Source organism: Asinibacterium sp. OR53, assembly GCF_000515315.1.
Taxonomy (GTDB): Bacteria; Bacteroidota; Bacteroidia; order Chitinophagales; family Chitinophagaceae; genus Sediminibacterium.
Map to the genome: position 1 here is coordinate 2,583,778 of NZ_KI911562.1, position 25,724 is coordinate 2,609,501.

Consider the following 25,724-nt stretch of genomic DNA (forward strand, 5'->3'; position numbering starts at 1 on the left):
CATGTTTGGAAAATATTCAGCAGTTTTTAGTTTTATCCTACCAATTCGGTAGGATATGACTATCTTTGCAGATAGTACCCCTTTAAGTAATCATGACCCCAGTAATGGAGCCGGAAAACATATCGCAGACAAAAGTAGAAGCGCAGCAGAATAGTGCCAACCCTTTATTTCCTGTATTTCTTCAACTGAATAACCTGCGCCTAGTGGTAGTGGGCGGAGGGCCTGTTGCTTTGGAAAAGCTGACGGCCGTGTTGAATAACTCACCGCTTACTAATATTACCCTGGTAGCAGATGCTGTGATCGATGATATTTATGTATTGCAGCAGCAACATGCCAATATTCGCATCGTACAAAAAGAATATGCTGCCGGCGACCTGGATAACGCAGAGGTAGTCATTGTAGCAGTGAACAATATCGAAACAGCTGCACGCATACGCGAAGATGCCAAACAAAGAAGACTACTGGTGAATGTGGCCGATAAGCCTGAGCTCTGTGATTTTTATTTAAGCAGTGTGATGTCGAAGGGCAACCTGAAAGTGGCCATTTCTACGAATGGGAAATCACCTACTATTGCTAAACGGGTAAAAGAATTATTGATAGAAGTGCTGCCAGATGAAATTGACGATGTGTTGCAGAATATGCACATCATACGTGATCAGTTGAAAGGCGATTTTGCCGATAAGGTGAATACACTGAATGACCTGACCCGTGTGCTGGCAGCGAAGAAAATAGATTTGCAGGAGATCAAAACACCCAGAGAAAAAACAGGACAGAAGATAGTGAAGTGGAGCCTGTTTGCATTCGTATTCATGATCATCGGCTCTGCGATCGTTTCTTATTTTCCTTTGCCCGGCATGGTGGATGCCATCAAAACCATACCGCAACATATTGATACCAGGATGATCCTGATGATGATGTTAACGGGGTTCCTTGCGCAGATGGCCGATGGTTCTCTGGGTATGGGATATGGAACCATTTCAACAGTATTCCTGCTGGCAGTAGGAGTGCCGCCTGCCATTGTGAGTAGCCGCGTGCATTCGGCGCGTGTGTTTTCCAGTGGCGTATCCGGATACAGTCACCATCGTTTTGGCAACATCAATAAAAAATTATTCAAAACACTGGTAATACCGGGCATACTGGGTGCAGTAACCGGCGCATCGCTGGCTTGTTTCTTCAGTAAATCTCATCCGCAAGTAGCATTGTGGGTGCGGTTTTTACTGACATTCTATACTGCTTACCTCGGATATTATATCATTCGCAAAGCGTTTGTTAAAAAGAAATCATTGAACAAAGTGAAAAGGGCAGGCTGGCTCGCTTCCGTGGGTGGTTTCATGGATGCTTTTGCCGGTGGTGGATGGGGCGCATTGGTAACCAGCACACTGATTGCCAAAAGAAAAGATGCACGTTATGTGATCGGTTCTGTTTGTCTGGCAGAATTCTTTGTAGTGCTCGCAAGCGCTATCACATTTTTCATTTTGCTGGAAAACCTGCCTATAGGCGAGATCATAGGATTGATTGTAGGGGGCATGATCGCTGCGCCTATTGCAGCAAGACTGGTAGGCAAGTTGCCCTTGAAAACCATGTACATTACTATTGGAGGCTTTGTAGTACTTACCAGTATTTACACGTTGTGGAATGTAATCCACAAAATTTGGATCTAACTGTCAGCATTGAGATCACTATTAACTTATCATTAATTGTCCGCAGGATAACGCATTGATACCGCGAAAGCTTTCAATTTTGCAGGAGATATTTTTCCGGTAAACATTTAGGGATGCATGTTATTGTCGCCTTGAAAAAAGGCAACCATGATATATTTATTTCGGTTTTAAAATCGCGACATACCCATGTATTTCGCTTTTTCTATAAAAAAACGGGCGATGTTGAAGCAGCCAAAGAACTTACTCAACAATGCTTTATAAGGCTGTGGGAATACCGGCAATCATTATCTGAATCTTATACATTCGAGAGACAACTTTTTGCCATCGCTAAGAGTGTTTTATCCAACTACCTCAAAAAGGAAAAAACATTTTCCGATTTCAAAATAAGGTTTACTGCAAAACAGGATGAAGAAACGCCGGCTGACCATTATTTTGAACAACAGGATTTCATCCATACTGCATTTGAGCAGCTCACTCCTATACAACGTCAAATACTCAATCTGAAGTTTGTTGACGGCCTTACCAATAAAGAGATCTCGCATCAATTGTCATTGTCTATCAAGACGGTAGAATGGCATATCAGCAATGCTTATGGCTATTTGCGCAAGCTGGTGCACAGCATTTAGTTGCCAATATTAATAAATTATTAAGGCCAGGGGTAAAGAACCACCAGGAGAGTATTAATTATACCTGCAGATTATGAAGCGAATAAATGAAATCAGTAAAACGCATTTATCAAAAGATCCGGAATTGTTTAAAGAATTTCTGAAAATAGAAGAAGGTGATGAGTTATGGGAAGAGTGGAAAAATGAGGACGCAAGTGTAATTTCCTTAGACGAATCCATGTCAGAACAGATTATTCAGACTGTAACTGAGCATACGCGCAGGCCTAAAGTGATGTATATGGGCTTTAAGCTTTTAGCTGCGGCATGTATAGCTGCATTGGTTGTAGCCGGGGTATTTTATTTTTCTTTTTCTGATGAGAACGGAAGGCAAACGCAACTGGCCATTGTAAAGCAAAAAGATGTTCAAACTGTAAAAAAGGAAAACCGCGGAGAGATAGATATGCAATTGATATTACCCGATCATTCAATTGTGTTGTTGCATCCCAAATCTTCTGTTTCTTATGATGCAGTATGTTTTAAAAATACTGATACAGCTGTGCGGGGTATTTTTTTAACGGGATCTGCTTTTTTCAAAGTAGCTAAAAATCCCCGGAAACCCTTTACTGTGTACTCGGGAGGCTTGTCTACCGTGGCGTTGGGTACCGAGTTCGATGTAGTGAAACATGATGAAAATACCACCATTAAGCTGTATGAAGGTAAAGTGCTGGTAAGTGTATTGAAGCCCCATAAAGGTTGGGCAAAAGGGGTTGTTTTGGTTCCCGGACAAATGGTGTCGCTAAGTGATGGTGTTCCGAAAAAAATAAATGATGCTGTATTGCCGGCAAAAGCAAAAGACAGTATTTCAACAAAGAGGAAACTGAACATTAAGATAGAGCCTCCAACTCAATTATTGCCGCTTCAATGCGATAATATGCCGCTTGAAGATGTGCTGAAAACGCTGGAGCAGTATTATAAAGTGAGTATCATCTACGATAAGGAGCTGTTGAAGGATAAATATTTCAGTGGAGAAGTCCTGCCGGACAAATCTCCTGACGCAATGCTCAACATTATTTGCAACATGCAGCATTTGATAGCTGAAAAGAGCGATTCAGGGTATTTGATCCATCAATAGGTTGCTACATACGGATACACGAAAAGTAATTTTTTATCATTTCAAAATTTTAAAGTGAAACAACTACGGAATTCGCAAAGGATGTTATGCGTACTGCTTATTACTTTATTTTTTTGTGCAAAGGGTATCGCACAATCAATTACCGGAACGGTTGTAAATGACTCCGGCAATGTAATCAGCAATGCATCGATCAAAATCATTGGTAAGAAGAATAAGAAAGTATGGAACGCCGTATCGGATGAAGAGGGACGGTTTTCTTTTACTGATCTGCAAAAAGGAGAAGACGCTTATGTCGTTGAAGTTACGCATATAGGATACATGCTGTGGAAGCTTGAAAATTATAAGACAAAGAGCAAGGGCGATAACCTGCTCTTGATACGGCTTACCCAAAAAGAAAACGACCTGGAACAGGTGGTAGTTGTTGGATATGGTACACAGAAAAAGGTTGACCTTACAGGAGCCGTTTCCCAGGTGGGCAGTGAAGTTTTCGATAACAAGCCAATGCCTAATGTGGCCAGGGGGTTGGAAGGTGTTGTTCCTAATTTAAACATTGTAATGACCGATGGTAAACCCATTCGGTCTCCCAACTATAATGTAAGGGGTACTACATCGATAGGGCAGGGTGGTAGTGCGCTTGTGTTGATAGACGGTGTGCCTGGTGACCCTGGTTTGCTGAACCCCAATGATATCGAAAGCGTAACCGTTTTGAAAGATGCGGCTTCAGCAGCCATCTACGGTGCACGTGGTTCGTACGGCGTAGTATTGTTTACAACCAAAAAGCCTAAGAAAGGAAAGACGCAGATTAATTTTGGCGCCAATTATACGATCAATAAAAGAACGGTTACACCGCAGGTAGTTACTGATGGATATGAATGGACAAAAAATTTCGTAGATGCCTACAGTGCATGGTACGATTACCTCACACCGCCTACCACCATCAACAGCATCATTCCGTATACACCCGATATCATGGATTCTTTAAAGATGCGGCATGATAACCCGTCGCTGCCGAAAGTATCAGTAGATCCTGCTACAGGAAAATACCTGTATTTCGGAAGTACAGATTGGTACCATGAGCTGTATTCAAATAATACGCCTGCACAGGAATACGCATTAAGTGTTTCGGGAAGCAACGATAAAGCAGATTTCCTGATATCAGGCAGGTACTATAACCAGGGAGGTATTTTCCGGTATAACCCGGATGATTTTAAAAGATACAATCTTCGGTTGAAAGGTGGTATTCAACTTGCTCCATGGTTTACATTAAGCGACAACCTCGATTTCAATACTTACAACTATTTCTACCCGGTTGTAAACGGAGGATCACCTATATGGCGATATATAGACGTAGCCAGTGCGCCCCTGGGAACCATGTTCAACCCGGACGGAACACTTACTCCGTCATCTTACCTGGGTGTTGGAGATTTGTATACAGGCAACAACACGCAAGTAACCAAGCAGGTTTATATTCGTAATACAACATCTTTTACAGGAAACATTATCAGGAAAATGCTGAACATAAAAGGTGATTTTACGTATGCTTATACCAATAACCAGCTAACGGGCAAATATTATCCTGTTACCTACAGCTCCGGCCCTGGTATTAAAGGTTCCAACAACAATAATTACCTTCAGCAAACCACCGGCGTTACAAAATATTACGCGGCCAACCTGTATGGACAATTCGATAAAAAGTTCGGATCGCATGCAATTACCTTATTGGCTGGTACCAATATTGAAGACCAGCGCTTCGAAGCCACTTCTGTTCGCAGAGATGGTTTATTAGATCCTTCATTGCCGGATTTCAATTTGTTAAACGGACAAAACTACATTGTTACCGGCGGTGGTAACGAATGGGCGATAGCCGGGTTCTTTTTCAGAGGCAATTACAATTACAAAGAAAAATACCTGGTAGAATTCAATGGACGTTACGACGGCTCGTCTAAATTTCCTTATTATTCCCGCTTTGGCCTATTCCCATCGGTTTCTGCCGGATGGGTTCTTTCCAAAGAATCCTTTATGAATTTCACAAAAGGCTTTTTGGATAACCTGAAAATCAGGGGTTCGTTTGGTAGTTTGGGTAACGGGCAGTTGAGCAACCCTTACCAGTATATTCCCTCCATGTCTGTTAGTCAAAATACTTCCATTGCAATTAACGGCGCATTCCCTACCTATACCAGTCAGCCCGCGGTGTTGCCCAAGGGACTTACCTGGGAAACAGCATCTACCTATGATGGTGGCATAGATATGAGTTTGTTCCGTAACAGGCTTACAGCTTCCTTCGATTATTACCAACGTTATACGCGAAACATGTTTACCGTAAGCAAGCCTTTGCCTGCTGTGTTTGGAGCGGGTGTGCCTTTTGGTAACTACGCAGATCTTAAAACAACAGGGTGGGACCTGACAATTAATTGGCGCGATAAAATCAACAACAATTTAAGCTATAGCATTGGATTAGTATTGTCGGATAGCAAGGCCTTTATTACCAAGTACAACAACCCCAACAATGTGCTTCCCTATAATACTACTACTTATTATGCCGGCGAAAGATTGGGAGAAATATGGGGCATGGTCACAGACGGATTTTTTACACAGGCAGACCTGAACGGTAAGCATAACGACCAATCGTATATTGTTGTATCCAACTCCAATGTGCTGATGCCCGGTGATATTAAATTCAAAGACCTGAACGGAGATGGTAAAATCAACATTGGCCAGGGCACATTGGCCGATCATGGCGACCTGAAAGTGATCGGTAACACGCAGCCCCGGTATAGTTTCGGCATCAACACCAATTTAACCTGGAAGTCGCTTTCGTTGAGCGCGTTTTTCCAGGGTATTGGTCACCAGGACTGGTGGCCCGGAACAGAAGCCGCTTATTTCTGGGGGCAGTATAACCGCCCTTACGAATCCGTTCCCATCGATATGATGAAGAACGTATGGAGCGAAAGCAATCCCAATGCTTATTTTCCCCGCTACAGAGGTTATGTGGCATTGCAGGGAACGAGGGAATTGGTGATTCCACAAACAGGGTACCTGCAAAATGTAGCATACATCAGGTTAAAAAGCCTCAACCTTACCTGGACTATACCAGCTAAATGGGTTAAAGGTCTCAAAAGCGCCCAGGTGTTTTTTGCGGGACAGAATTTGTTCACCTATTCTCCCTTGTATAAACATACCAAGAGTTTCGACCCCGAAGTGGTGTATGGTGCTGATCCGGAAGTATCATCCGGCGCTGGCAACGGATATGATTATCCTATGTTGAAGTCTTATACGTTCGGTGTTAACATCAATTTATAAATGCAGGCAGGTTCATCAAACAATTAAAAGTGTAGAAAATGAAAAAATTAATTTGGATAGCAATCATTATTTCATCATTGCAAGGATGCACCAAATTCCTGGACAAGCAACCGTTTGCAAGCATTACGCCTGATAAAGTTTTTTCCAATGCAAGTGATATGGCGTTGTATGTGAATTCGCTTTACATCAACCAGATACCCACCGGAAACGATATAGCGCAGGGAGACGGCAATACTGATTATATCAGCAGTAACAATATCCCATCCATGATGCAGGCTTCCACCACGCCCGATAATATTGGGGGCTGGTCGTGGACTACATTGAGGAATATCAACTATTTCCTTGATAATGCTGCCGGGTCTACCATTGATAATACTGTCAAAAGCAATTATATCGGTATAGCGCGTTTTTTCAGGGCATGGTTCTACTATGGAATGGTAAAGACTTATGGAGATGTGCCCTGGTATAGCCATGCGATGGATCCTGCTGACTCGGCATTGTATAAACCAAGGGATTCCCGGGTGTTGGTAATGGATTCTGTTGTTGCCGATCTGGACTATGCTATTGCGAATATTACGCTTACAAAAGACAATGGCTGCTCCAACATTACCAAAATGACGGCACTGGCGCTGAAAGCACGCGTATGTTTGTTTGAAGGCACTTTCAGGAAATACCATACAGAGCTGAATCTTACTGCTACAGCAAACGATTATCTGAATGCCGCAGTTGCAGCCGCTACACAGATCATGAGTGCTAAACAATATTCACTGCATAATACCAATTCGCCATACAGCGATTACCGTTCTTTGTTCACCACAGAAACGCCTTTTTTCGATGAAATTATATTGGCAAGGATATACAACAATTCATTGAAGTTGTGGAATAACTTAAATGCTATTTTTTACAGCACTACACTTTCCGGCAGGTATAGTCCTACTAAACAGTTCATCGATACATATCTTAACCTGGACGGTTCCCGTTTTACCGATCAGCCCATGTTCGATACCATCTTCTTTGTGAATGAAATGAAGAACAGGGATCCGCGCTTGCAACAAACTGTTCGATGCAACGGCTACAAATACAGCGATGGCACTTCCGCTCCTCCCGATTATGCTTATACGTTCACCGGATACCAGATCATGAAATATTCGATCGACAATAAGTTGGCCAATACCAGCACCATCAATAATAATTCCATTCCTATTTTCAGGTATGCAGAAGTGTTGTTGAATTATGCGGAAGCAAAGGCTGAACTGGGACAATTTACGGCAACTGATTGGAACAATACCATCAAGCTGATACGCCAGCGTGCAGGCATACAAAATAGCAATTATCCAACTGTTATAGATAGTTATCTTCAAACCACTTATTTCCCGGATATAGCAGACGCTGCTTTGCTGGAAATCCGCAGGGAGCGTGGTACGGAACTGTTTTGTGAAGGCCTGCGATTTGACGATATTCGTCGTTGGAAAGAAGGCCCCATGATGTCTTTGCCTTACCTGGGTGTGTATGTGCCGCAGTTGAATAAACCCTATGCCATGAATGGAGATGGAGTGCTGAATGTGTCTTTTGTAACAGCGGCGCCGTCTTCAAAACAGCCTGGGGTTGTGTATGATCTTGTTGCCGGAAGCACTATTTCGCTGACCAATGGTTCTAGTGGCAATATCCATTGGTTGTATAATATGGATAGCCAGCGGAAATGGAATGATAAATACTATTATCAGCCCATTCCTACATCACAGATCGTGTTAAACCCGGCCCTCACACAGAGCCCGGGATGGTAAGAAACAAATAATTTTATTATGAAAAGAAGCGCATTATTTCTTGTAGGATTTGCTTTATCGGTTCAGGGTATTTTTTCCCAGGATTTAGCAGGACTTTCGAAGCATAGGATCATGCTGCCCAATGGTTGGGCGCTTACACCTGTAGGTAAAAGTTTGCGACTGGGCGATTTGCCTTTGAACATTGCAACAAGTGCTTCCGGAAAATGGGCGGCTGTTACGAACAACGGGCAAAGCACGCAGACGATACAATTGATCAATACCATCGATGATAAGATTTCGGACAGCATCATCATTCCGAAATCCTGGGGTGGCCTTGTTTTCAGCGAAGATGAAAAAAGCCTGTATGCATCGGGCGGAAATGATAACTGGGTGTTGGAATATGCAATTCGTAATGGTAAATTAAGCACAGTAGATACGTTTAAACTGGGGAGCCCATGGCCGGTTAAAATATCTGTTACAGGTATTGCTGTTGATAATGCCAGGCATCTCCTTTATGCGGTAACCCAGAAAGACAATAGTTTGTATGTGGTAGATATGCGATCGCATCGTATTGTACAAAAATTTTCGTTGGGAGCGGAAGGGTACACCTGTTTACTATCAAAAGATAAGTCCAGGTTATACATCAGTGTTTGGGGGGGAAAGAAGATGTTGATTTATGATTGTAAAAATCAAACCTTTATCAGAACCATCCCTGTTGGCGATCATCCGAATGATATCTGTTTGAGTAAAGATGAAAAGTGGCTGTATGTGGCTAACGCAGGCGATAATACCGTATCGGTGATTGACCTGCGCAAAGGCCAGGTTACTGAAACATTGAATGCAGCACTCTTTCCTGCTTCTTTGATAGGATCTACTACCAACAGTGTGGCTTTAAGCAAAGATGAAAAAACATTGTACGTGGCCAATGCAGATAATAATTGCATTGCAGTGTTCGATGTTAGCAAGCATGGCTCTTCGGTTTCAAAAGGGTTTATTCCCACAGGGTGGTATCCTACCTGTGTGCGTGTGGTAAACAGAAAAATTTATGTTGCCAACGGAAAGGGATTTTCTTCTTTCCCCAACCCATATGGCCCTAACCCCGTAGGCAGGGGACAAACAGTGGTTTTACATGGAGGTGATCCTGCTCCTGCCCCGAAAGTGCAATACATTGGTGGCGGGTTGATGATGGGTACCATGAGTATTATCCCGGAACCTGCTTCCGTGCAATTGTCTGTTTATTCGCAGGCAGTTTACCAGAATACGCCTTATCGTAAAAGCAAGGAATTGAACAACGACAGCGTCAAAGCCGGTAACCCTATTCCTGCAGCGGTAGGATTGCCTTCGCCGATAAAACATGTTTTCTATATCATTAAAGAGAACCGTACGTACGACCAGGTTTTGGGCGATATAAAAGAAGGCAATGGCGACAGGAACCTTGTTTTGTTTGGAGATTCAATCACGCCCAATCAGCACGCGCTCGCGAAAGAGTTTGTTTTATTAGATAATTTTTATGTAAACGGAGAAGTGAGTTCTGATGGACATAACTGGAGTATGGGCGCCTATGCAACGGATTTCCTCGAGAAAAACTGGCCCACAAGTTATGGTGCGCGCGGTGGAACGGAAATATCGTCGGGCATGCATCCATTAGGAAATAGCAGTGTTGGGTATATATGGGACCAAGCGAACAGGTATGGCGTTACTTACCGTACTTATGGAGAGTTTGCCAACCGCGATAAAGCATATCCCTATGTTCCTGTTTTGAAAGATCATGCCAGTCCGTATTTTGATGGAATGAATATGACCATCAGAGATACTTTAAGAGAGCGGGCATGGGAGCGTGAATTTGATTCTTTGATTGCTGCCGGCGCATTACCTCAATTGATGACCGTTAGATTTGGTAATGACCACACCGAGGGAACCAAAGCGGGAAGACCTACTCCATTTGCGCATGTTGCCGATAATGATCTGGCTGTTGGTATGTTTATACACCACCTTAGTACAAGCAAAGTGTGGAATCAAACAGCCGTATTTATTTTGGAAGACGACGCGCAAAATGGTCCTGATCACGTAGATGCACACCGTTCGCCTGCGTATGTAGCGGGAGGATTTGTTAGAAGACAATTTGTAGATCATACCATGTATACAACAGCTTCCGTGCTTCGAACAATTGAATTGATCCTGGGTATTCCGCCCATGACGCAATACGATGCAGCAGCAGAGCCTATGTGGCGTTGTTTCTCCAATAAGCCCGACAGTTCAGTTTTTACAATTCGTTCTTGTAATGTAAATCTCAATGATGTAAACCCATCAAACACCAAACTCGCTGCGATGTCGCAGGCATTGGATTTTTCCAAAGAAGACCTGGTAGCAGATCAGATCATGAATGAGATAATATGGAAGGCTGTAAAAGGGGAGCGGGCGATTGTTCCATCTCCGGTTCGGGCAGCATTTCTCAAGCCGTTTAAAAAAGTGGATAACGATTAACTAAAAAATAAAAGCCGCATAATTGCGGCTTTTATTTTTTAGTTCAGTGAACCGGATTGGATTCGAACCAATGACCTGCTGCTTAGAAGGCAGCTGCTCTATCCAGCTGAGCTACCGGTCCGGATAACGTGAATCGGGCGCAAAATAAAGAAAAAAAAGCCAGCTAAAAAAACCTTACTTTGCTCTAAATCGACTGATTGCATGAGCTATAACTATTTGCCGCTCGACCGTAAATGGCTGCATTTTCAACAAGTCAAAAACCTGCTCGATTTCAACCAATTGGTTTCCATCACCTTTGATGCCCACGAAAGGATCGTCGCCTGCCGCGAATACCTCGATAAAAAAATGGCCGCCGAAAACGCCCTTTTCTATGGCATCAATACCGGCTTTGGCTTCCTGCAGAATGTAAAGATCGACGCCGGGCAAATAGAACAACTACAATACAACTTATTGGTCTCGCATGCATGCGGATTGGGCGAAGAAGTGCCCCGTGATATCGTTAAGCTGATGCTGATGCTCAAGATCAAATCGCTCAGTTATGGCCACAGCGGCGTACAGATAGACACCGTTAAACGGTTGATGGATATGTACAACAACGATGTGTTGCCCGTTATCTATACACAGGGATCACTCGGCGCTTCGGGAGACCTGGCGCCGCTCAGTCACCTCAGCCTGCCATTGATTGGCTTGGGTGAAGTGTATCATGAAGGCGTAAAGAAGCCAACAGCAGCAGTAATGCAGCTATTGAAATGGGAGCCTATTCACCTGCAAAGCAAAGAGGGATTGGCACTGATCAATGGCACCCAATTCATGAGCGCTTATGGATTGTATTGTTTGAAGAAAGCAGAACACCTGCTGCAAATGGCCGACCTCGTAAGCGCACTTTCTTTCGACGCTTTCGATTGTATCACAGAACCATTCGATGAACACATCCATGCAGTGCGTGCACACAAAGGACAGGTAACAACAGCGGCACAACTACGCAAATATTTACAGGGCAGCACCATCAGCCAACGCTCCAAACAGCAGGTGCAGGACCCTTATTCTTTCCGTTGCATACCACAGGTACATGGCGCTTCCAAAGATGCCTTTGATCATGTGTTGAATATATTCCTGCGCGAAATCAATTCCGTTACCGATAACCCCAATATATTCCCCGACGACGACCTCATTGTAAGTGGTGGTAATTTTCACGGACAACCACTGGCGCTGGCGCTCGATTACCTGGCCATCGCCATGAGCGAGCTGGCCAATATTTCGGAAAGAAGAACTTACCAGCTTATCAGCGGTCAACGCGGACTGCCCCTTTTCCTGGTAAAAGACCCCGGATTGCATTCCGGATTCATGATACCGCAATACACGGCCGCCGGTATTGTTAGTGAGAACAAACAATTGTGTACGCCGGCATCGGTGGACAGTATTTCTTCATCCAATAACCAGGAAGACCACGTGAGCATGGGCGCCAATGCCGCTACCAAATGCCTTCGCGTAGTGCAGAATGTTGAAAAAGTATTGGCCATTGAACTGCTGAGCGCCGCACAGGCCCTGGAATTCAGGCGGCCTGCAGCCAGCTCGGCCCCTGTAGAGGATTTGGTGGCCGGTCTGCGCAAGGAAGTCAGCTTTAATAAGGAAGACCGCGTATTGCACGATGATATGACCAAAACCATCACATTCCTCAATAACTATCCGTTGCCTGCCTGAGGTTGGGGCGCAAAGCTTAACTTTGTGGCCCTAATAGCAACACGTATATGTCAGAGGAAAGGAACCTGAATTTTATTGAAGAAATTGTAGAAGCAGACCTGAAGAGTGGAAAACATGCATCCATCATGACCCGTTTTCCGCCTGAGCCCAACGGGTATTTGCACATTGGCCACGCCAAAAGCATTTGCCTGAATTTCGGCCTTGCTAAAAAATATGGCGGCAAAACGAACTTGCGTTTCGACGATACCAACCCTGTTACAGAAGAAACAGAATACGTAGAGAGCATCAAAGATGATGTTCGTTGGCTGGGTTTTGAATGGGCCAATGAACGCTATGCATCTGATTATTTTGAGCAACTGTTCGAATTCGCCATCCTGCTCATCACGAAAGGACTGGCTTATGTAGATGACAGCACCAGTGATGAAATAGCCAACCAAAAAGGAACACCCACACATCCGGGTGTTGAAAACCAATACCGCAACCGCAGCACGGAAGAGAACCTCAAACTCTTCAATGAAATGCGCGATGGCAAATACAAAGACGGTGAAAAAGTATTGCGTGCCAAAATAGACATGGCCAGTCCCAATATGCACATGCGCGACCCCATTCTCTATCGCATCAAACATGCACACCATCATCGTACGGGAGACAAGTGGTGTATTTATCCCATGTACGATTTTGCACACGGACAAAGCGATTCCATTGAAAACATCACGCACTCCATCTGTACCCTGGAGTTCATTCCGCACAGGCCCTTGTACGATTGGCTCATTGAAAAATTAGGAATATTTCCCTCACATCAATATGAATTTGCCCGTTTGAACATGACTTATACCGTTATGAGCAAACGCAAATTGTTGCAATTGGTGAATGAAGGATATGTGAGTGGGTGGGATGATCCCCGCATGTCTACCATCAGCGGTATGCGCAGAAGAGGGTATACGGCTGATGCCATCCGCGATTTCTGCGAAAGGATAGGAGTGGCTAAACGCGATAACCTGATCGATGTGGGATTGCTGGAATTCTTTGTACGTGAACACCTGAACAAGATAGCATTGAGAAGGATGGTGGTCTTTGACCCACTGAGAGTGGTGATCACCAATTATGCGCAGGAACATGAACTGTTACCCAGCGAGAACAATCCCGAGGATCCGGAAGCTGGCCACCGGGATATTCATTTCGGGAAGGAGATTTATATAGAGCGCGAAGACTTCATGGAAGTAGCCCCCAAAAAATATTTCAGGCTGGCACCTGGGCAAATGGTAAGACTCAAAAATGCTTATATCATCCAGTGCAATGAAGTGATCAAAGATGCGGCAGGTAATATCACCGAACTGCATTGCACTTATATCCCCGAAAGCAAAAGCGGCGCTGATACATCGGGTATTCATGTAAAAGGCACCCTGCACTGGGTAAGCGTTGCACATGCCATCGAAGCTGAAGTGCGTTTGTACGACCGTTTGTTTAAGGTAGAAGATGTGGGCAATGCAGACGGAGATTTCAAAGACCATATCAACGCCGACTCATTGCATGTTGTGCAAAACGCGTTGGCAGAACCGGCACTGCAAAACGATCCGCCTGATGCCCGTTACCAGTTCCTGCGTAAAGGATATTACATACTGGATAGAGACAGCGCAAAAGATAAGCTTGTCTTCAACAGGACTGTTACTTTGAAAGATACCTGGGCTAAAGAAGTCAAGAAAAACAATTAAAATGGCTCAATTGTACAATTGAGAATTAGCCAATAATGCTGCAATCATTCAACCAACATTGGAAGAGAACCTTTCCGCACCTTACTCCACAAAACTGCCGGCTGTTACTGGCTGTCAGTGGTGGGGTAGACAGTGTTGTATTGACTCATCTCGTGGCACAAAGCGGATTTAATTTCCGGATCGCGCATTGTAATTTTCAGTTACGGGGTGAAGAGAGCGAACGCGATGAACAATTCGTACTGGCGTTAGGTAAACAATATGGTAAAGAAGTATTGATCAGGCGATTTGATACCGGGGCCTTCGCTTCCGCCCGTAAAATGACTATACAGGAAGCGGCGAGAGAACTGCGTTATGCATGGTTCAACACCATCCGGGAAGATAGCTGGTTGGTAACAGCGCATCATGCAGATGATAATATTGAAACGATGTTGATGCACCTGTTCCGAGGCACCGGCATCAAAGGACTTGCAGGCATACAAGCCATACAGGAAGAACGCGCATTGTTAAGACCGTTGCTTCCTTTCAGGAAACAAGAATTGTTGGAATACGCCCGTGAAGCTAAATTGGACTTCGTAGAAGATTCATCCAACAGTTCAGATAAATACACCCGTAATTTTTTTCGCCATCAGTTGATTCCGGGTATCAGGGAAGTATTTCCGCAGGCGGAAGAAAATATCCTGCATACTATTGAACACCTGAAAGAAGCTTTGCAGGTTTATGATCAATCCATACATCTGCAATTGGGCAAGCTGATAGAGAAGTATGGCAATGAAATACATATTCCCGTGCTGAAATGGAAGCAGGCTACTCCTTTGCACACGCTTACCCGGGAAATGCTCAAACCCTATGGCTTTACTACTGCTCAAACAGCAGAAGCCATCAAATTGCTCGATGCCTCGAATGGCAGTTATTTGCAATCACCCACTCACCGGCTCATCCGCAACCGCAAATGGATGATCATTGCTGAAAATGCCAATGAACAGGCTGCACACATCATCATTGAAGAAACAGACAGTGAAGTGAGGTTTGCAGAAAAGACTTTAAAAATTCAAAGCCCCAAAATCAAAAGTCAAAATATCTCCGTTCCTTCCACTGCATCGGAAGCCTTTCTTGATGCCGCTAAGATCAGTTTCCCTTTGTTATTGCGTAAATGGAAACAAGGAGATTATTTTTACCCGCTGGGCATGCAAAAGAAGAAAAAGCTGAGCCGCTTTTTCATTGATCTGAAATTATCTGCTACTGACAAAGAAAAAGTATGGGTGCTGGAAATGGATAAGAAAATCATTTGGGTGATAGGATACCGGATAGACGACCGCTTTAAAATTATAGATACCACTACAGATATATTGCAATTTAAAGTAAGCTAGATGGATGATGAAGGAAAAATTTCACTTTGTTATTCGAAAATTTTCCACTACTTTTGAATCAAACTAAAGCTATGGATGCGGTACGGAAGAAATTCAAAAACCTGGGATTGAAAAACAACCTGGAAATCGTTTATTCAGCCCGTAAAGGTATTAAACCAACCATCTTCTATTCTTTTGCTGATGTAGCGAAAATGACAGAGCAAAACCTGGCAGACCTGTTACATCTTCATCCGAGAACCATTCAAAATCGGCGTAGTCAGCAGAAAAACCTTGACCCTGTAGAAGGGGAGCATTTGCTTAAGTTGATTGCCTTGTTTGTAAAAGGCGAAGAATTGTTCGGCTCCATAGATGAGTTCAATAGCTGGTTGCATAAGCCATCCTGGCAGCATAAAGAAAAGCCCAGTGAACTGCTCTCCACTCCAGGTGGTACCGATCTGATTGCAGATGAACTTGAAAGACTTGTTCACGGGTACGCCGTATAACTGGTATTGCCATGCTTGTTTATCGTATTACATTCAAGACATTCAGCTCGTCTTTATTTGCTCCTGGAATAGAGGGAAGATGGAATGGGGCTGCACGTAAAGTAGTTTATGCGGCTGAGTCCATCCCGCTGGCGTTTATGGAAAATATGATTCGCCGGAAGGGGGCAGGGTTCAATGATGATTTCCGGATCATGGTCATTGAAATTCCCGATAGCCTTGGTATTACCATTATTACACCCAGTGATTTAGCGGATGGTTGGAGGAATTTCCGGAATTATACAAAATGCCAGGCCATTGGCAATAAATGGTATGATGAAGGAATGACGGCAGTGTTACAGGTACCATCGGCTGTTTTACCAGAAGCCCATAATTATGTGATGAATAGCACCCATCCAGATTTTGCAAAAATCCGATTGGTAAGTTCTATCCCGCTTATTCCGGATGAGCGCATTGAAGACATCCTGAAAAAATATCGTCCATAGCAGGAATCATATTGTTACTTGCTGAAATAACCACTTACCTGCTGTAAGAAATGTCCAATCGCGTCGAAGTCAGACATGGCCCTGGAGAAAACGATCACGAATACAATACCGAAAATAGCACCCCAGAGGTGGGCAGAATGATTGATATTACCATGCCCTTTCCTGGCCAGGTAAGCCGAAAGGATCAGGTACAACGGGCCGAATACAAAGCCCGGGATATGAAAAGGAAAAGGGAAAATACCCATACCCAAAGTAGGATATAACAAAATGCCCGCAAAGATCACGGCAGACACAGCCCCCGAAGCGCCGAGACTCCTGTAAAGATAATTGTTCCTGTTCTGCATATAAGTGGGGATCAGGCAAACGATCAACGCCAGCAGGTACATGAAAGCGTATAACAATTTTCCTTTTTCATCAAACACAGAAACAAAGGCACGCTCTACCATATCGCCAAATAGGTAGAAAGAATACATGTTGAATGCGAGGTGCATCAGATCGGCATGAATGAATCCGCTGGTAACGAAACGATACCATTGGTTCCGTTTGTTGATGGCTGTTGGATCGAAAATGAGGTCATTGATCACTTTCTCATTCGAGAAAGCGCTGAAAGAAATTACGCAGGTGAGTGCAAGAATGGCGATGGTTACGGTGATCATAGGAGTAAGGTAAGGGTTTTGTCTTTTAGCTGTGATGGTATTTCTCATTTCGTAAAATAGTGCAGGCTCGATACAATTGTTCGGCCAGCATCAAACGGATCAGCATATGTGGAAATACCAATTTCGAAAAACTCCAGCAAAAATTAGCCCGTTGCCTAATGCGTTCATCCACACCAAAAGCCCCGCCGATCAGGAAAACCAATTGCCGGGTACTTTCATTGGCTCTTTGCTGCAGGAAAGCAGCCAGTTCCGGTGAACTCAACTGCCGGCCACGTTCATCGAGTAATACCAGGTAATCGTCTTTCTGCAATTGCAACAATACCAATTCGGCCTCCGCTTTTTTGAGTTCATGCTCATTCAGGCTGGCGGCATTTTTAGGTGGTGCAATCAACTGCCATTGCGCCGGAAAATATTTATTGAGCCGCCTGGTGAAATCTTCAATACCCGCATGTGCATAAGGTTCATGGGCCTTACCAACCGACCATAATTGAAGTTTCATGCCTCTAAAATAATTAATTATTTTATATGTGGCTTGAGCATCAGTACCTGGAGGGCTGAGAGCGGATGCAACAGGTCGGTCACGGATCCTTTTCTTTCAGGAGAAGTCAACAGAAGATCGGCTTTTACCTGGTCGGCATAGCGGAGGATCATTTCGGTATCATGACTTCCCTGTAATATTTTATAATACGGTGTATGGCCATATTCCATGAGCAGTTTATACGTAAGATAAAATGCATCTACATGCTGTTTAGAATGGGTTTCATCTGAACCCAATATGGTTACAAGGTATATCTGCGCATTGAATTTTTTTGCAAACATAAGCGATGCATGAACCTGTGTATCCGGCACAAATCCATGCACCGGAAGGAGAATGGATCTGATAGGATGGTTGAGGCAGCCTGGTGTGATTACCAAAACAGGAACAGGAAACGAAGCATAAGAAGGCAGCATATTTTCGGTCTCGCCTTTTACCAATAATACCAGATCGATATGGTGACGGGTGATCAATTGCCAATAATACGATTCATCAGGTTGTTCATTGGCAGGTGTCTCTACCAGAACGCGACTGCCCGGGTATACCGACCGGATCTTTGCAGCGAGTTTATTGATCATAGAATGATCGGGAACGGCCGTAACCGTTTTTCTCCATTTCAGCAGGCTCCACTTGCGTTGCACGTAGCCCGTTCCCGACAGGTAAAGTGTTGTATCGGCGAAAGGGTATAATTCAAAAGCCCTTTCAACGGCAATGAACGCGTGTTCGGGTGTATGAACAGGTATCAATATGTTTTTACAAGGAACCACTGGATGGACTTTAAGCCCCAAACCTATACCGCTCATATTAAGCGATAATTAGACCGGTGTTAAAATGATATTAGAATAAAAAAACAGGCTGATTATTTAATAAAGAAGCCGCTCTTGGAAAAGAGCGGCGTTAAACTAAACCCTGAGCAAATAATAACAACCTTAATTCGATTAAAATAGCTTTTTAATCAACTGCAATTAACAATACGCCTTCTACGAGCGCTTTTGCTATCGAGGGCAAGATGCCCAATTTTCATTAATGAGGCATTAATCTGGGATTAGAAAAGCATTAGAAATAAAAGGCGGGCAGGCATCATGCCTGCAAGCGGTGAAAAGCGCGTGCAACGGGCAGGTTGATGATGAAACGCGTGCCCCTGGGCGAGCCCGGCTCGATCGCTATACGCCCCTTGTGTAATTGAATGATGCGGGAAGCAAGCGATAGTCCCAGTCCGAAACCCTGCGACTGGCTGGTACTTTTAGCCCTGTAAAAAGGTTGAAATACCAGTTGTTTGTCCAACTCGCTGATGCCTGGCCCGTTATCGGATATCAACACTTGTAATTCATCGGAAACAAAATTCAGTACCACGGCCGCAAAATGATCTTCTGAGTATTTACACGCATTCAGGGCAATATTCTTGATGGCGCTGTACAACAAATCGGAGTTGCCGAAAACCAGCAGCTTGTCTTCATCGTCGGGGAAACGGTTAAAATGCAGTTCTACTGTGTAATCTTTATTTGTTTTCCGCAACTCGGAAGGCAATTTCATGAGCAGTTCATCAATCCGTACCAGCGATAACTCCATACCGTCGGTGCTGCCCGAGGCTTTGGCAAGCTCCAGCAGGCTGCGGGTAAGTTGGTTGAGTTGCTTCACGTCATCGTACACCGAACTGATCACCGAACGGTATTCTTCGGCACTTCGCTGGTTTTGCAGTGTGATCTCCAATTGGCTTGAAATAGAAGTCAGGGGAGTAGACAATTCATGCGAAGCGTTGGCAATGAATCGTCTTTGTATCTCGAAAGACTCCTGCAAACGGGTAAGCAGGTCGTTGAAAGTAGAAGATAATTCATACAGTTCATCCTTCGGCTCATAAATAGTATCAATGCGCCTGGAGAGGTTCTGTGAAGAGATCTCTTTTACCTCGTTGGTGATTTTTTTAATGGGAACCACGAGCCGTGCAGAAAACAGGAGTCCGCATACAATGGTGGCCAATATACCCGTGATAAAGCTAAGTGTGAGAATGAATTTCAACTGCGCCAGCTTGGCATAACCATCGAGGTCAAAGGCCGAAGACAGTACCACATAACTTTTATGATTACGTGTATAAGGTATAGCAACAATGGTGCGGCGATGATCTGTGTAAACATATTCGCCTTCGGACCGCACCCTTGCCAGCAATGCGCCGTTGGCTGTTTCTGCATCTACGGTACTGTCTACATGACGATAAATTTCATGATCATGCTCATCATACACGATCACACTTTTTTCCTGTATGGTAAAGAACATATTCGCATCGATCTTACTCATCAGGTCTTTATCAATTCCTTCCACCTTTGTCAGGAGACTGATGGTGGTAAGCGCCCTGTTGTGTAATCTTTTCCTGAAATCTTTTTCCCTGTTGAGGTTGGTAAGATAATAAACGGAAGTACACACGATCAGTAATATGATGGTTACCACCAGTGTAAACAACAAAGTGATGCGGTACTTGATCTTCATCGGCTATAGCTCCTTTAAAATATAACCCATGCCTACCTGCGTATGGATAAGCCGGGTGGAGAAATGTTTGTCGATCTTGTTGCGAAGGTAATTAACGTATACGTCGATCACATTGGTTTTGGTATCGAAATCAATATCCCACACACTTTCTGCGATATCGGCCCTCGATAGTACGCGATTCCTGTTACGCATGAAATACTCCAACAACTGAAACTCTTTGGCAGTCAGCAGTATCTGCTGCCCTTCGCGTTTTACCTCCTTGGTATCGAGGTTCATTTCGAGTCCGCCTACTTTTAAAATATTCCCTGTGGGTAACTGTTGGTACATGGTCCTTTTCAGCAGGGCCCTGATACGCACCAGCAGTTCTTTGAACTCAAAAGGCTTGATCACATAATCATCTGCCCCCGCATCAAACCCTTCAATCTTGTCTTCCGTTGAACTCAGGGCGGTGAGCATGATCACCGGCACCTGCTGGTTGTGGTTGCGGATGATCTTGCACAATTCATAGCCATTGAGCCCGGGCAGGTTGATGTCGAGTATTACCAGGTCATAAGTGTGTGAAAGGAATAACTTCCTGCCAATCAGTCCGTCAAATGCCATTTCCACATGATATCCGTTCTCCGATAGCCCTTTTTTAAGGGCATTGGCTATCTTTTTCTCATCCTCCACGATCAGTAATTTCCGCTCTTCCATAGTCAACAATACGGTTTTTCTATAATTTGTATGGCAGTCGCTTAAAATCTAATCTGCTTCTAATATCCCCACAAAAACCTAATCCCTATTTTTGCAACCATTTTACCGGGTTGCATTGTCAGGATGAATTTACCGATTTACCAGAACAGATGAACGTTATTTCTATGTCCCTATTCAATGCTATCAGAGCCAAATTAAAGAAGCATTTCGATCGCATTCGCAATGAACGAATCAAAAAGAATTTATTACAGGCCATCCCGTTCTGGGTTGCTTCGTTGCTCACCGGTTTGGTAGCCGTTGCCTATACTAAAATCTTTGCCGTTGCCGAAAAGGGTGCGGCTTATATTTTTCAACTGCCTCATCACCTGCTTTTGGTTGTTACACCGGTATGTTTTCTCATAGCCTGGTGGATGGTAAAAAAATGGGCGCCTTTTGCCAAAGGCAGTGGTATTCCACAGGTAATTGCTGCCATTGAACTGGCAACGCCCAAACACAACGATAAAGTAGACCGCTTGCTGAGCGTGCGTATCATTATAGTAAAGATCGCGTCCAGTTGCATGGTATTGCTCGGAGGAGGTATTACCGGTCGCGAAGGTCCTACCATCCAGATTGCAGGTTCTATATTCAGGAAAGTGAACCTGTTGCTGCCCGAATGGTGGCCTAAGATATCCAAGCGCAATATGATCATGACGGGGGCGGCAGCCGGATTGGCCGCTGCTTTCAATACACCCTTGGGGGGAATTGTGTTTGCTGTGGAAGAGCTCACAAAAACACATATCAGTTTCTTCAAGACCGCTATTTTTTCTGCGGTAATTATAGCAGGACTGGTAGCGCAAGCATTTCTGGGGCCTTATCTCTACCTGGGATATCCCGATGTAAGTCATCTTTCTGCTTCGGTTTTCCTGGGTGTAGCGGTGATTGCTGTGGTAGCCGGGATAGCGGGCAGCCTGATGAGCAAATGCATACTGCTGATCATGCGCATACGCAAACGGTCAACCAATCAATACAGGCAATTGCTTTACCTCCTTTGCTGCGCCCTGGTGATAGCCACCATGGGTTTACTCGCCGGACAGCAAGCATTGGGCTCGGGTAAAGACCTCATGAACCAGGTATTGTTCACAGATCAAAAACATGTGGTATGGTATATGCCCCTGTTGCGTATCGTAGGTCCTATAATTACATTCACCACAGGTGCAGCCGGGGGCGTTTTTGCGCCCGCGCTGAGTGCCGGGGCCGGTATCGGATCGGTATTGTCGGGCTGGTTCCACGCCAGCGCCAACGACTCCAACCTGCTCATACTGGCGGGTATGGTGGCTTTTCTTACAGGTGTTACCCGCTCACCCTTCACTTCAGCCATATTGGTGCTGGAAATGACCGACAGGCACAATGTGATCTTCCATCTCATGCTGGCAGGCATGGTAGCAGCGCTTGTTTCGGTACTGGTAGATAAACATTCATTTTATGACCATCTCAAGCACCAGCATATACATGATCTTACGCATGAAAAAAAGCCTCCCAAGGTTTTAGCATCTTAATATGAAACTTCGATTTATCTTACAGGGCGTTTTTCAGTTAAAACGCCCTGTGATTTTTCTAAGAACATAAGAATGAAAAAGAAGTTTCTCTACCTGTGCTTTTTTGTATTCACCACGCTGCTCTGTCATAAAGCTTCGGCGCAGCAGATCGATTCTGTGATGGCGGCATACCAGGAGCAATTCCCCAAAGAAAAGATACATATCCATTTCGACCGGTCTATCTACAATAAATCCGAAACGATCTGGTACAAAGTGTATATCCTGTCAGGCGGTGAATTGAGTACACTGAGTAAAAACGTATATGTAGAATGGTACGATACCACGGGCAAGATGCTTTACCAAACAGTTGCCCCCTTGTTCCAGTCTACCGCCAAAGGCAGCTTTGATGTGCCTGCCAATTACACCGGTAATTTCCTGCATGTAAAAGCATATACCCGTTGGATGCTGAACGATGATGCTGCTTTTTTATACGAGAGAGACCTCGCAGTGAATAATCCTGCGCCTGCACAAAAAAAGATGCCGGCAGCTATGAAAACCAGGCTGGAACTGTTTCCCGAAGGAGGCACCCTGGTGCAGGGATTGAATACGCGGGTTGCTTTCAAAGCCACCAACCAGTTTGGTGTACCGGTACGTATCAAAGCGTTGTTACAGAATGATAAAGGCAAAACACTAGATACACTCAAAGTGAAACACGATGGTATGGGATTGTTTTCCCTGCTAAGTCACGCCAATGAATCTTACAAGATCGGTTGGACAGACGAGTATGGTAATAAAGGCATTACTCCTATACCGATAGAAAAACAGGAAGGCAGTTCACTGGCTGTGAGCACTACGAACGATAAAGCATTGGTGAAAGTAGAGCGCACAGCCAATGTACCCGATAATTTCAAACAGGTACACCTGCTGGTACACATGAACCAGCAACTGTTTTATAAAGTAGCATTGAACATGATGGAAAAAACCTTGCTCAATGCACAAATACCTATTGATGAAATGCCCACAGGCATCCTGCAGTTTTCGTTGTTTACGAGCGACTGGCTACCGATAGCCGAGCGGATCGTTTTTGTGAACAATCACCTGCACGAATTCAATGTTAAATTCAGTACCCCGATAATAGGTCTCGAAAAAAGGGCCCGCAATATCATCGAAGTGCTGGTGAACGACACAGCCTTTACCAATATGTCTGTTGCTGTAACCGACGCTTCGGTGGTACCTCCGGATAAACACACGATCTTCTCAGATTTTTTATTGAGTGATGATATCAGAGGCAAAGTGTATAATCCCGCATATTATTTCACCAGCGATGCCGATAGCATTACCTCAAAGCTCGACCTGGTAATGATGACCAACGGATGGCGGCGTTTCGATTGGGACAAGATCAAAGCGGCCCCAATGCCCTCCTTAAAATACCCGCACGAAACGGATTACCTCAAACTGACGGGTAAAGTGTATGGTGTGAAAGGCAGTCTCGCCAGGATACCGCTCCAGTTGAATTTCATTCTCAGGGGAAAAGACAGTAGTACACAGTTGATATTTGTTCCGGTAGAAAAAGATGGAAGCTTTGAGCAAAAAGGTTTGTTCTTCTACGATACGGTGAGGGCTTTTTACAGTTTCAACGGAAAAGAAAAACTCAGCGATGTGATGCAGGTGCAGGTAGAGAATGGTTTGCTCAGGCAGTTTCCCAAATCAATGAAACTGGGCCCCAGCCAGATGCAAAACGATAGCCTCGCTTCGCTGAAATTGCAATATTTTTTTGCAGAACAGGAGAAACTGCGGAAGCTGAAGGCGGCAGCTACCTTGCAGGAAGTGACTGTTAAGGCCAAAATAAAAGACCCGCTAAAAGTAATGGATGAAAAATATGCCAGCGGCCTGTTCTCGGGAGGCGATGGTTATTCATTCGATCTTACAGATGATAAATCGATTATTGGCGCGATGGATGTGCTGGGGTATTTGCAAGGAAAAGTGGCCGGGTTGATGATCACCGGTTCAGGGCCACAGGCAAGTCTCAGCTGGCGTGGTGGCAGCCCCGATCTTTACCTGAATGAGATGAGGTCTGATATCAGCATGGTACAAAGCACACCGGTAACAGACATCGCTTATATCAAAGTCTTCCGTCCGCCTTTCTTTGGATCTGCAGGCGGAGGTAGTGGTGGAGCAATTGCCATTTATACAAAGAAAGGAGGAGATAGTCGCCGCTCAGACGCCAACAGTCGTGGCATGGAAAGCACCATACTGGGCGGTTATTCCCGCTTCAAAGAGTTTTATAGCCCCTCTTATGAAAAATCTTCCGATAGCTTTGACCCGGATGTAAGAACCACTTTATACTGGAACCCTTATGTGCTCACGAATAAAAAGAGTCCGAGGGTAAAACTGGAGTTCTATAATAACGACATCAGTAAAAAACTGCAGGTAGTACTGGAAGGAGTTAATGGAGAGGGGAAGATGATCAGAATTACCAGGCTACTGGAATAAAGGCGTTATGGAATACGATCTGTTACTGAAACATATCACCCAACACATACAATTAACGCAGGAAGAAACAGCGTATTTCACGGCTTTGCTTACCTATAAAAAAGTGAAACGCAAACAATTCCTGTTGCAGGAGGGTGATGTGAACAGGTATGCCTGTTTTGTAACCGATGGTTGTTTGAGAAGTTATTCCATAGATAAAAACGGGTTTGAGCATGTGCTGCAGTTCGCGCCGCCCGGATGGTGGATCGGTGATATGAAAAGCTTTATTGCGCAGGAGCCGGCCACTTTGTACATCGATGCAATAGATGACAGCACCGTATTGTTGTTGTTAAAATCAGACCTGGATAAATTATATCAACAGATACCCCAATTCGAACACTTCTTCCGCGTACTGGCCGAAAAATCGCTGGCCACCTATCAACACCGGCTCCTTAACAATTTAAGCCTCTCGGCCCGCGAGCGCTACGAAAATTTTTGCCAATTGTATCCTTCTCTCATACAATGCCTCCCTCAAAAACAGATAGCTGCCTACATTGGGGTCACTCCCGAATTCCTGAGCAAAATGCTGAGCCAAACTCCTCCCAAAAAATAATCTAGGTTAAGAATTTTTGTTAAGATAGGTTATTGGAAGCCGCCAGGCTGCCGGCGTATTTTTGTGTTGTA

The 25,724-nt window shown here is 44.4% G+C and carries 19 protein-coding genes and 1 tRNA gene; 14 read left to right on the top strand and 6 right to left on the bottom strand.

Annotated features, from left to right (window positions below; genetic code table 11):
• The first annotated feature begins 92 nt into the window (after nucleotides 1-92).
• The 6 genes from SEDOR53_RS0111585 (at nucleotide 93) to SEDOR53_RS0111610 (ending at nucleotide 10,945) form a co-directional block, all read left to right on the top strand.
• Nucleotides 93-1,661 carry a TSUP family transporter gene (locus SEDOR53_RS0111585; protein WP_026769874.1) on the top strand — a complete coding sequence of 523 codons (1,569 nt, stop codon included), beginning with the start codon at nucleotides 93-95 and terminating at the stop codon, nucleotides 1,659-1,661.
• A gap of 113 nt (nucleotides 1,662-1,774) precedes the next feature.
• Nucleotides 1,775-2,287, top strand: coding sequence for an RNA polymerase sigma factor (locus SEDOR53_RS0111590; protein ID WP_026769875.1), 513 nt, complete (start codon nucleotides 1,775-1,777; stop codon nucleotides 2,285-2,287).
• 73 nt (nucleotides 2,288-2,360) lie between these two features.
• Complete coding sequence (locus SEDOR53_RS0111595; protein ID WP_026769876.1) at nucleotides 2,361-3,398, top strand: FecR family protein; 1,038 nt, start codon at nucleotides 2,361-2,363, stop codon at nucleotides 3,396-3,398.
• A 54-nt stretch (nucleotides 3,399-3,452) separates the two neighbouring features.
• Entirely contained in the window at nucleotides 3,453-6,698 is a 3,246-nt protein-coding gene (locus SEDOR53_RS0111600) for a SusC/RagA family TonB-linked outer membrane protein (protein ID WP_157576781.1), read from the top strand.
• A 38-nt stretch (nucleotides 6,699-6,736) separates the two neighbouring features.
• Nucleotides 6,737-8,482: a RagB/SusD family nutrient uptake outer membrane protein gene (locus SEDOR53_RS0111605; protein WP_026769878.1), complete on the top strand. Its 1,746-nt coding sequence runs from the start codon at nucleotides 6,737-6,739 to the stop codon at nucleotides 8,480-8,482.
• An 18-nt stretch (nucleotides 8,483-8,500) separates the two neighbouring features.
• Nucleotides 8,501-10,945 (top strand): bifunctional YncE family protein/alkaline phosphatase family protein, encoded by a 2,445-nt coding sequence (locus SEDOR53_RS0111610; RefSeq protein ID WP_026769879.1) that lies wholly within the window; start codon nucleotides 8,501-8,503, stop codon nucleotides 10,943-10,945.
• Nucleotides 10,946-10,992: 47 nt separating this feature from the next.
• Here the strand turns inward: SEDOR53_RS0111610 and SEDOR53_RS0111615 are convergent.
• Nucleotides 10,993-11,066: transfer RNA gene (locus SEDOR53_RS0111615), tRNA-Arg, on the bottom strand.
• An 80-nt stretch (nucleotides 11,067-11,146) separates the two neighbouring features.
• On the opposite strand from SEDOR53_RS0111615, the gene hutH reads away from it, so the two are divergent.
• From hutH to SEDOR53_RS0111640, 5 genes are read left to right on the top strand one after another with little or no spacing between them, the layout of a single operon-like run.
• The gene (gene hutH / locus SEDOR53_RS0111620; RefSeq protein ID WP_051416613.1) at nucleotides 11,147-12,646 is read left to right on the top strand and encodes a histidine ammonia-lyase; all 1,500 of its coding nucleotides are present in this window, start codon (nucleotides 11,147-11,149) and stop codon (nucleotides 12,644-12,646) included.
• Nucleotides 12,647-12,693: 47 nt separating this feature from the next.
• On the top strand, nucleotides 12,694-14,358 hold the full coding sequence (locus tag SEDOR53_RS0111625) for a glutamine--tRNA ligase/YqeY domain fusion protein (protein WP_026769881.1): 1,665 nt from the start codon (nucleotides 12,694-12,696) through the stop codon (nucleotides 14,356-14,358).
• 35 nt (nucleotides 14,359-14,393) lie between these two features.
• Nucleotides 14,394-15,725, top strand: a complete 1,332-nt coding sequence (gene tilS, locus SEDOR53_RS0111630; protein ID WP_026769882.1) for a tRNA lysidine(34) synthetase TilS — start codon at nucleotides 14,394-14,396, stop codon at nucleotides 15,723-15,725.
• A gap of 53 nt (nucleotides 15,726-15,778) precedes the next feature.
• Nucleotides 15,779-16,207, top strand: a complete 429-nt coding sequence (locus SEDOR53_RS0111635) for an antitoxin Xre-like helix-turn-helix domain-containing protein (RefSeq protein ID WP_232214769.1) — start codon at nucleotides 15,779-15,781, stop codon at nucleotides 16,205-16,207.
• Nucleotides 16,208-16,218: 11 nt separating this feature from the next.
• Nucleotides 16,219-16,689, top strand: a complete 471-nt coding sequence (locus tag SEDOR53_RS0111640) for an RES family NAD+ phosphorylase (protein ID WP_026769884.1) — start codon at nucleotides 16,219-16,221, stop codon at nucleotides 16,687-16,689.
• A gap of 14 nt (nucleotides 16,690-16,703) precedes the next feature.
• Here SEDOR53_RS0111640 and SEDOR53_RS0111645 read toward each other — a convergent pair whose 3' ends face one another.
• The 5 genes from SEDOR53_RS0111645 to SEDOR53_RS0111665 all read right to left on the bottom strand — a co-directional run bounded on the left by SEDOR53_RS0111645 (nucleotide 16,704) and on the right by SEDOR53_RS0111665 (nucleotide 21,054).
• Entirely contained in the window at nucleotides 16,704-17,393 is a 690-nt protein-coding gene (locus tag SEDOR53_RS0111645) for a rhomboid family intramembrane serine protease (protein ID WP_232214770.1), read from the bottom strand.
• Nucleotides 17,371-17,844 carry a 23S rRNA (pseudouridine(1915)-N(3))-methyltransferase RlmH gene (locus SEDOR53_RS0111650; RefSeq protein WP_026769886.1) on the bottom strand — a complete coding sequence of 158 codons (474 nt, stop codon included), beginning with the start codon at nucleotides 17,842-17,844 and terminating at the stop codon, nucleotides 17,371-17,373. Before SEDOR53_RS0111650 ends, SEDOR53_RS0111645 begins: the two co-directional genes overlap by 23 nt.
• Before the next feature lie 17 nt (nucleotides 17,845-17,861).
• Nucleotides 17,862-18,683 carry a hypothetical protein gene (locus tag SEDOR53_RS0111655; RefSeq protein WP_026769887.1) on the bottom strand — a complete coding sequence of 274 codons (822 nt, stop codon included), beginning with the start codon at nucleotides 18,681-18,683 and terminating at the stop codon, nucleotides 17,862-17,864.
• 277 nt (nucleotides 18,684-18,960) lie between these two features.
• Nucleotides 18,961-20,361 (bottom strand): HAMP domain-containing sensor histidine kinase, encoded by a 1,401-nt coding sequence (locus SEDOR53_RS0111660; protein ID WP_026769888.1) that lies wholly within the window; start codon nucleotides 20,359-20,361, stop codon nucleotides 18,961-18,963.
• 3 nt (nucleotides 20,362-20,364) lie between these two features.
• Nucleotides 20,365-21,054 carry a response regulator transcription factor gene (locus SEDOR53_RS0111665; RefSeq protein ID WP_026769889.1) on the bottom strand — a complete coding sequence of 230 codons (690 nt, stop codon included), beginning with the start codon at nucleotides 21,052-21,054 and terminating at the stop codon, nucleotides 20,365-20,367.
• 164 nt (nucleotides 21,055-21,218) lie between these two features.
• Here SEDOR53_RS0111665 and SEDOR53_RS0111670 point away from each other — a divergent pair, with 164 nt between their 5' ends.
• From SEDOR53_RS0111670 to SEDOR53_RS0111680, 3 genes are all read left to right on the top strand, one after another.
• Complete coding sequence (locus tag SEDOR53_RS0111670; protein ID WP_037361948.1) at nucleotides 21,219-22,589, top strand: chloride channel protein; 1,371 nt, start codon at nucleotides 21,219-21,221, stop codon at nucleotides 22,587-22,589.
• Between the two features lie 72 nt (nucleotides 22,590-22,661).
• The gene (locus tag SEDOR53_RS0111675; protein WP_026769891.1) at nucleotides 22,662-25,061 is read left to right on the top strand and encodes a hypothetical protein; all 2,400 of its coding nucleotides are present in this window, start codon (nucleotides 22,662-22,664) and stop codon (nucleotides 25,059-25,061) included.
• A 7-nt stretch (nucleotides 25,062-25,068) separates the two neighbouring features.
• Nucleotides 25,069-25,653: a Crp/Fnr family transcriptional regulator gene (locus tag SEDOR53_RS0111680; RefSeq protein ID WP_026769892.1), complete on the top strand. Its 585-nt coding sequence runs from the start codon at nucleotides 25,069-25,071 to the stop codon at nucleotides 25,651-25,653.
• The last annotated feature ends 71 nt before the right edge of the window (nucleotides 25,654-25,724 follow it).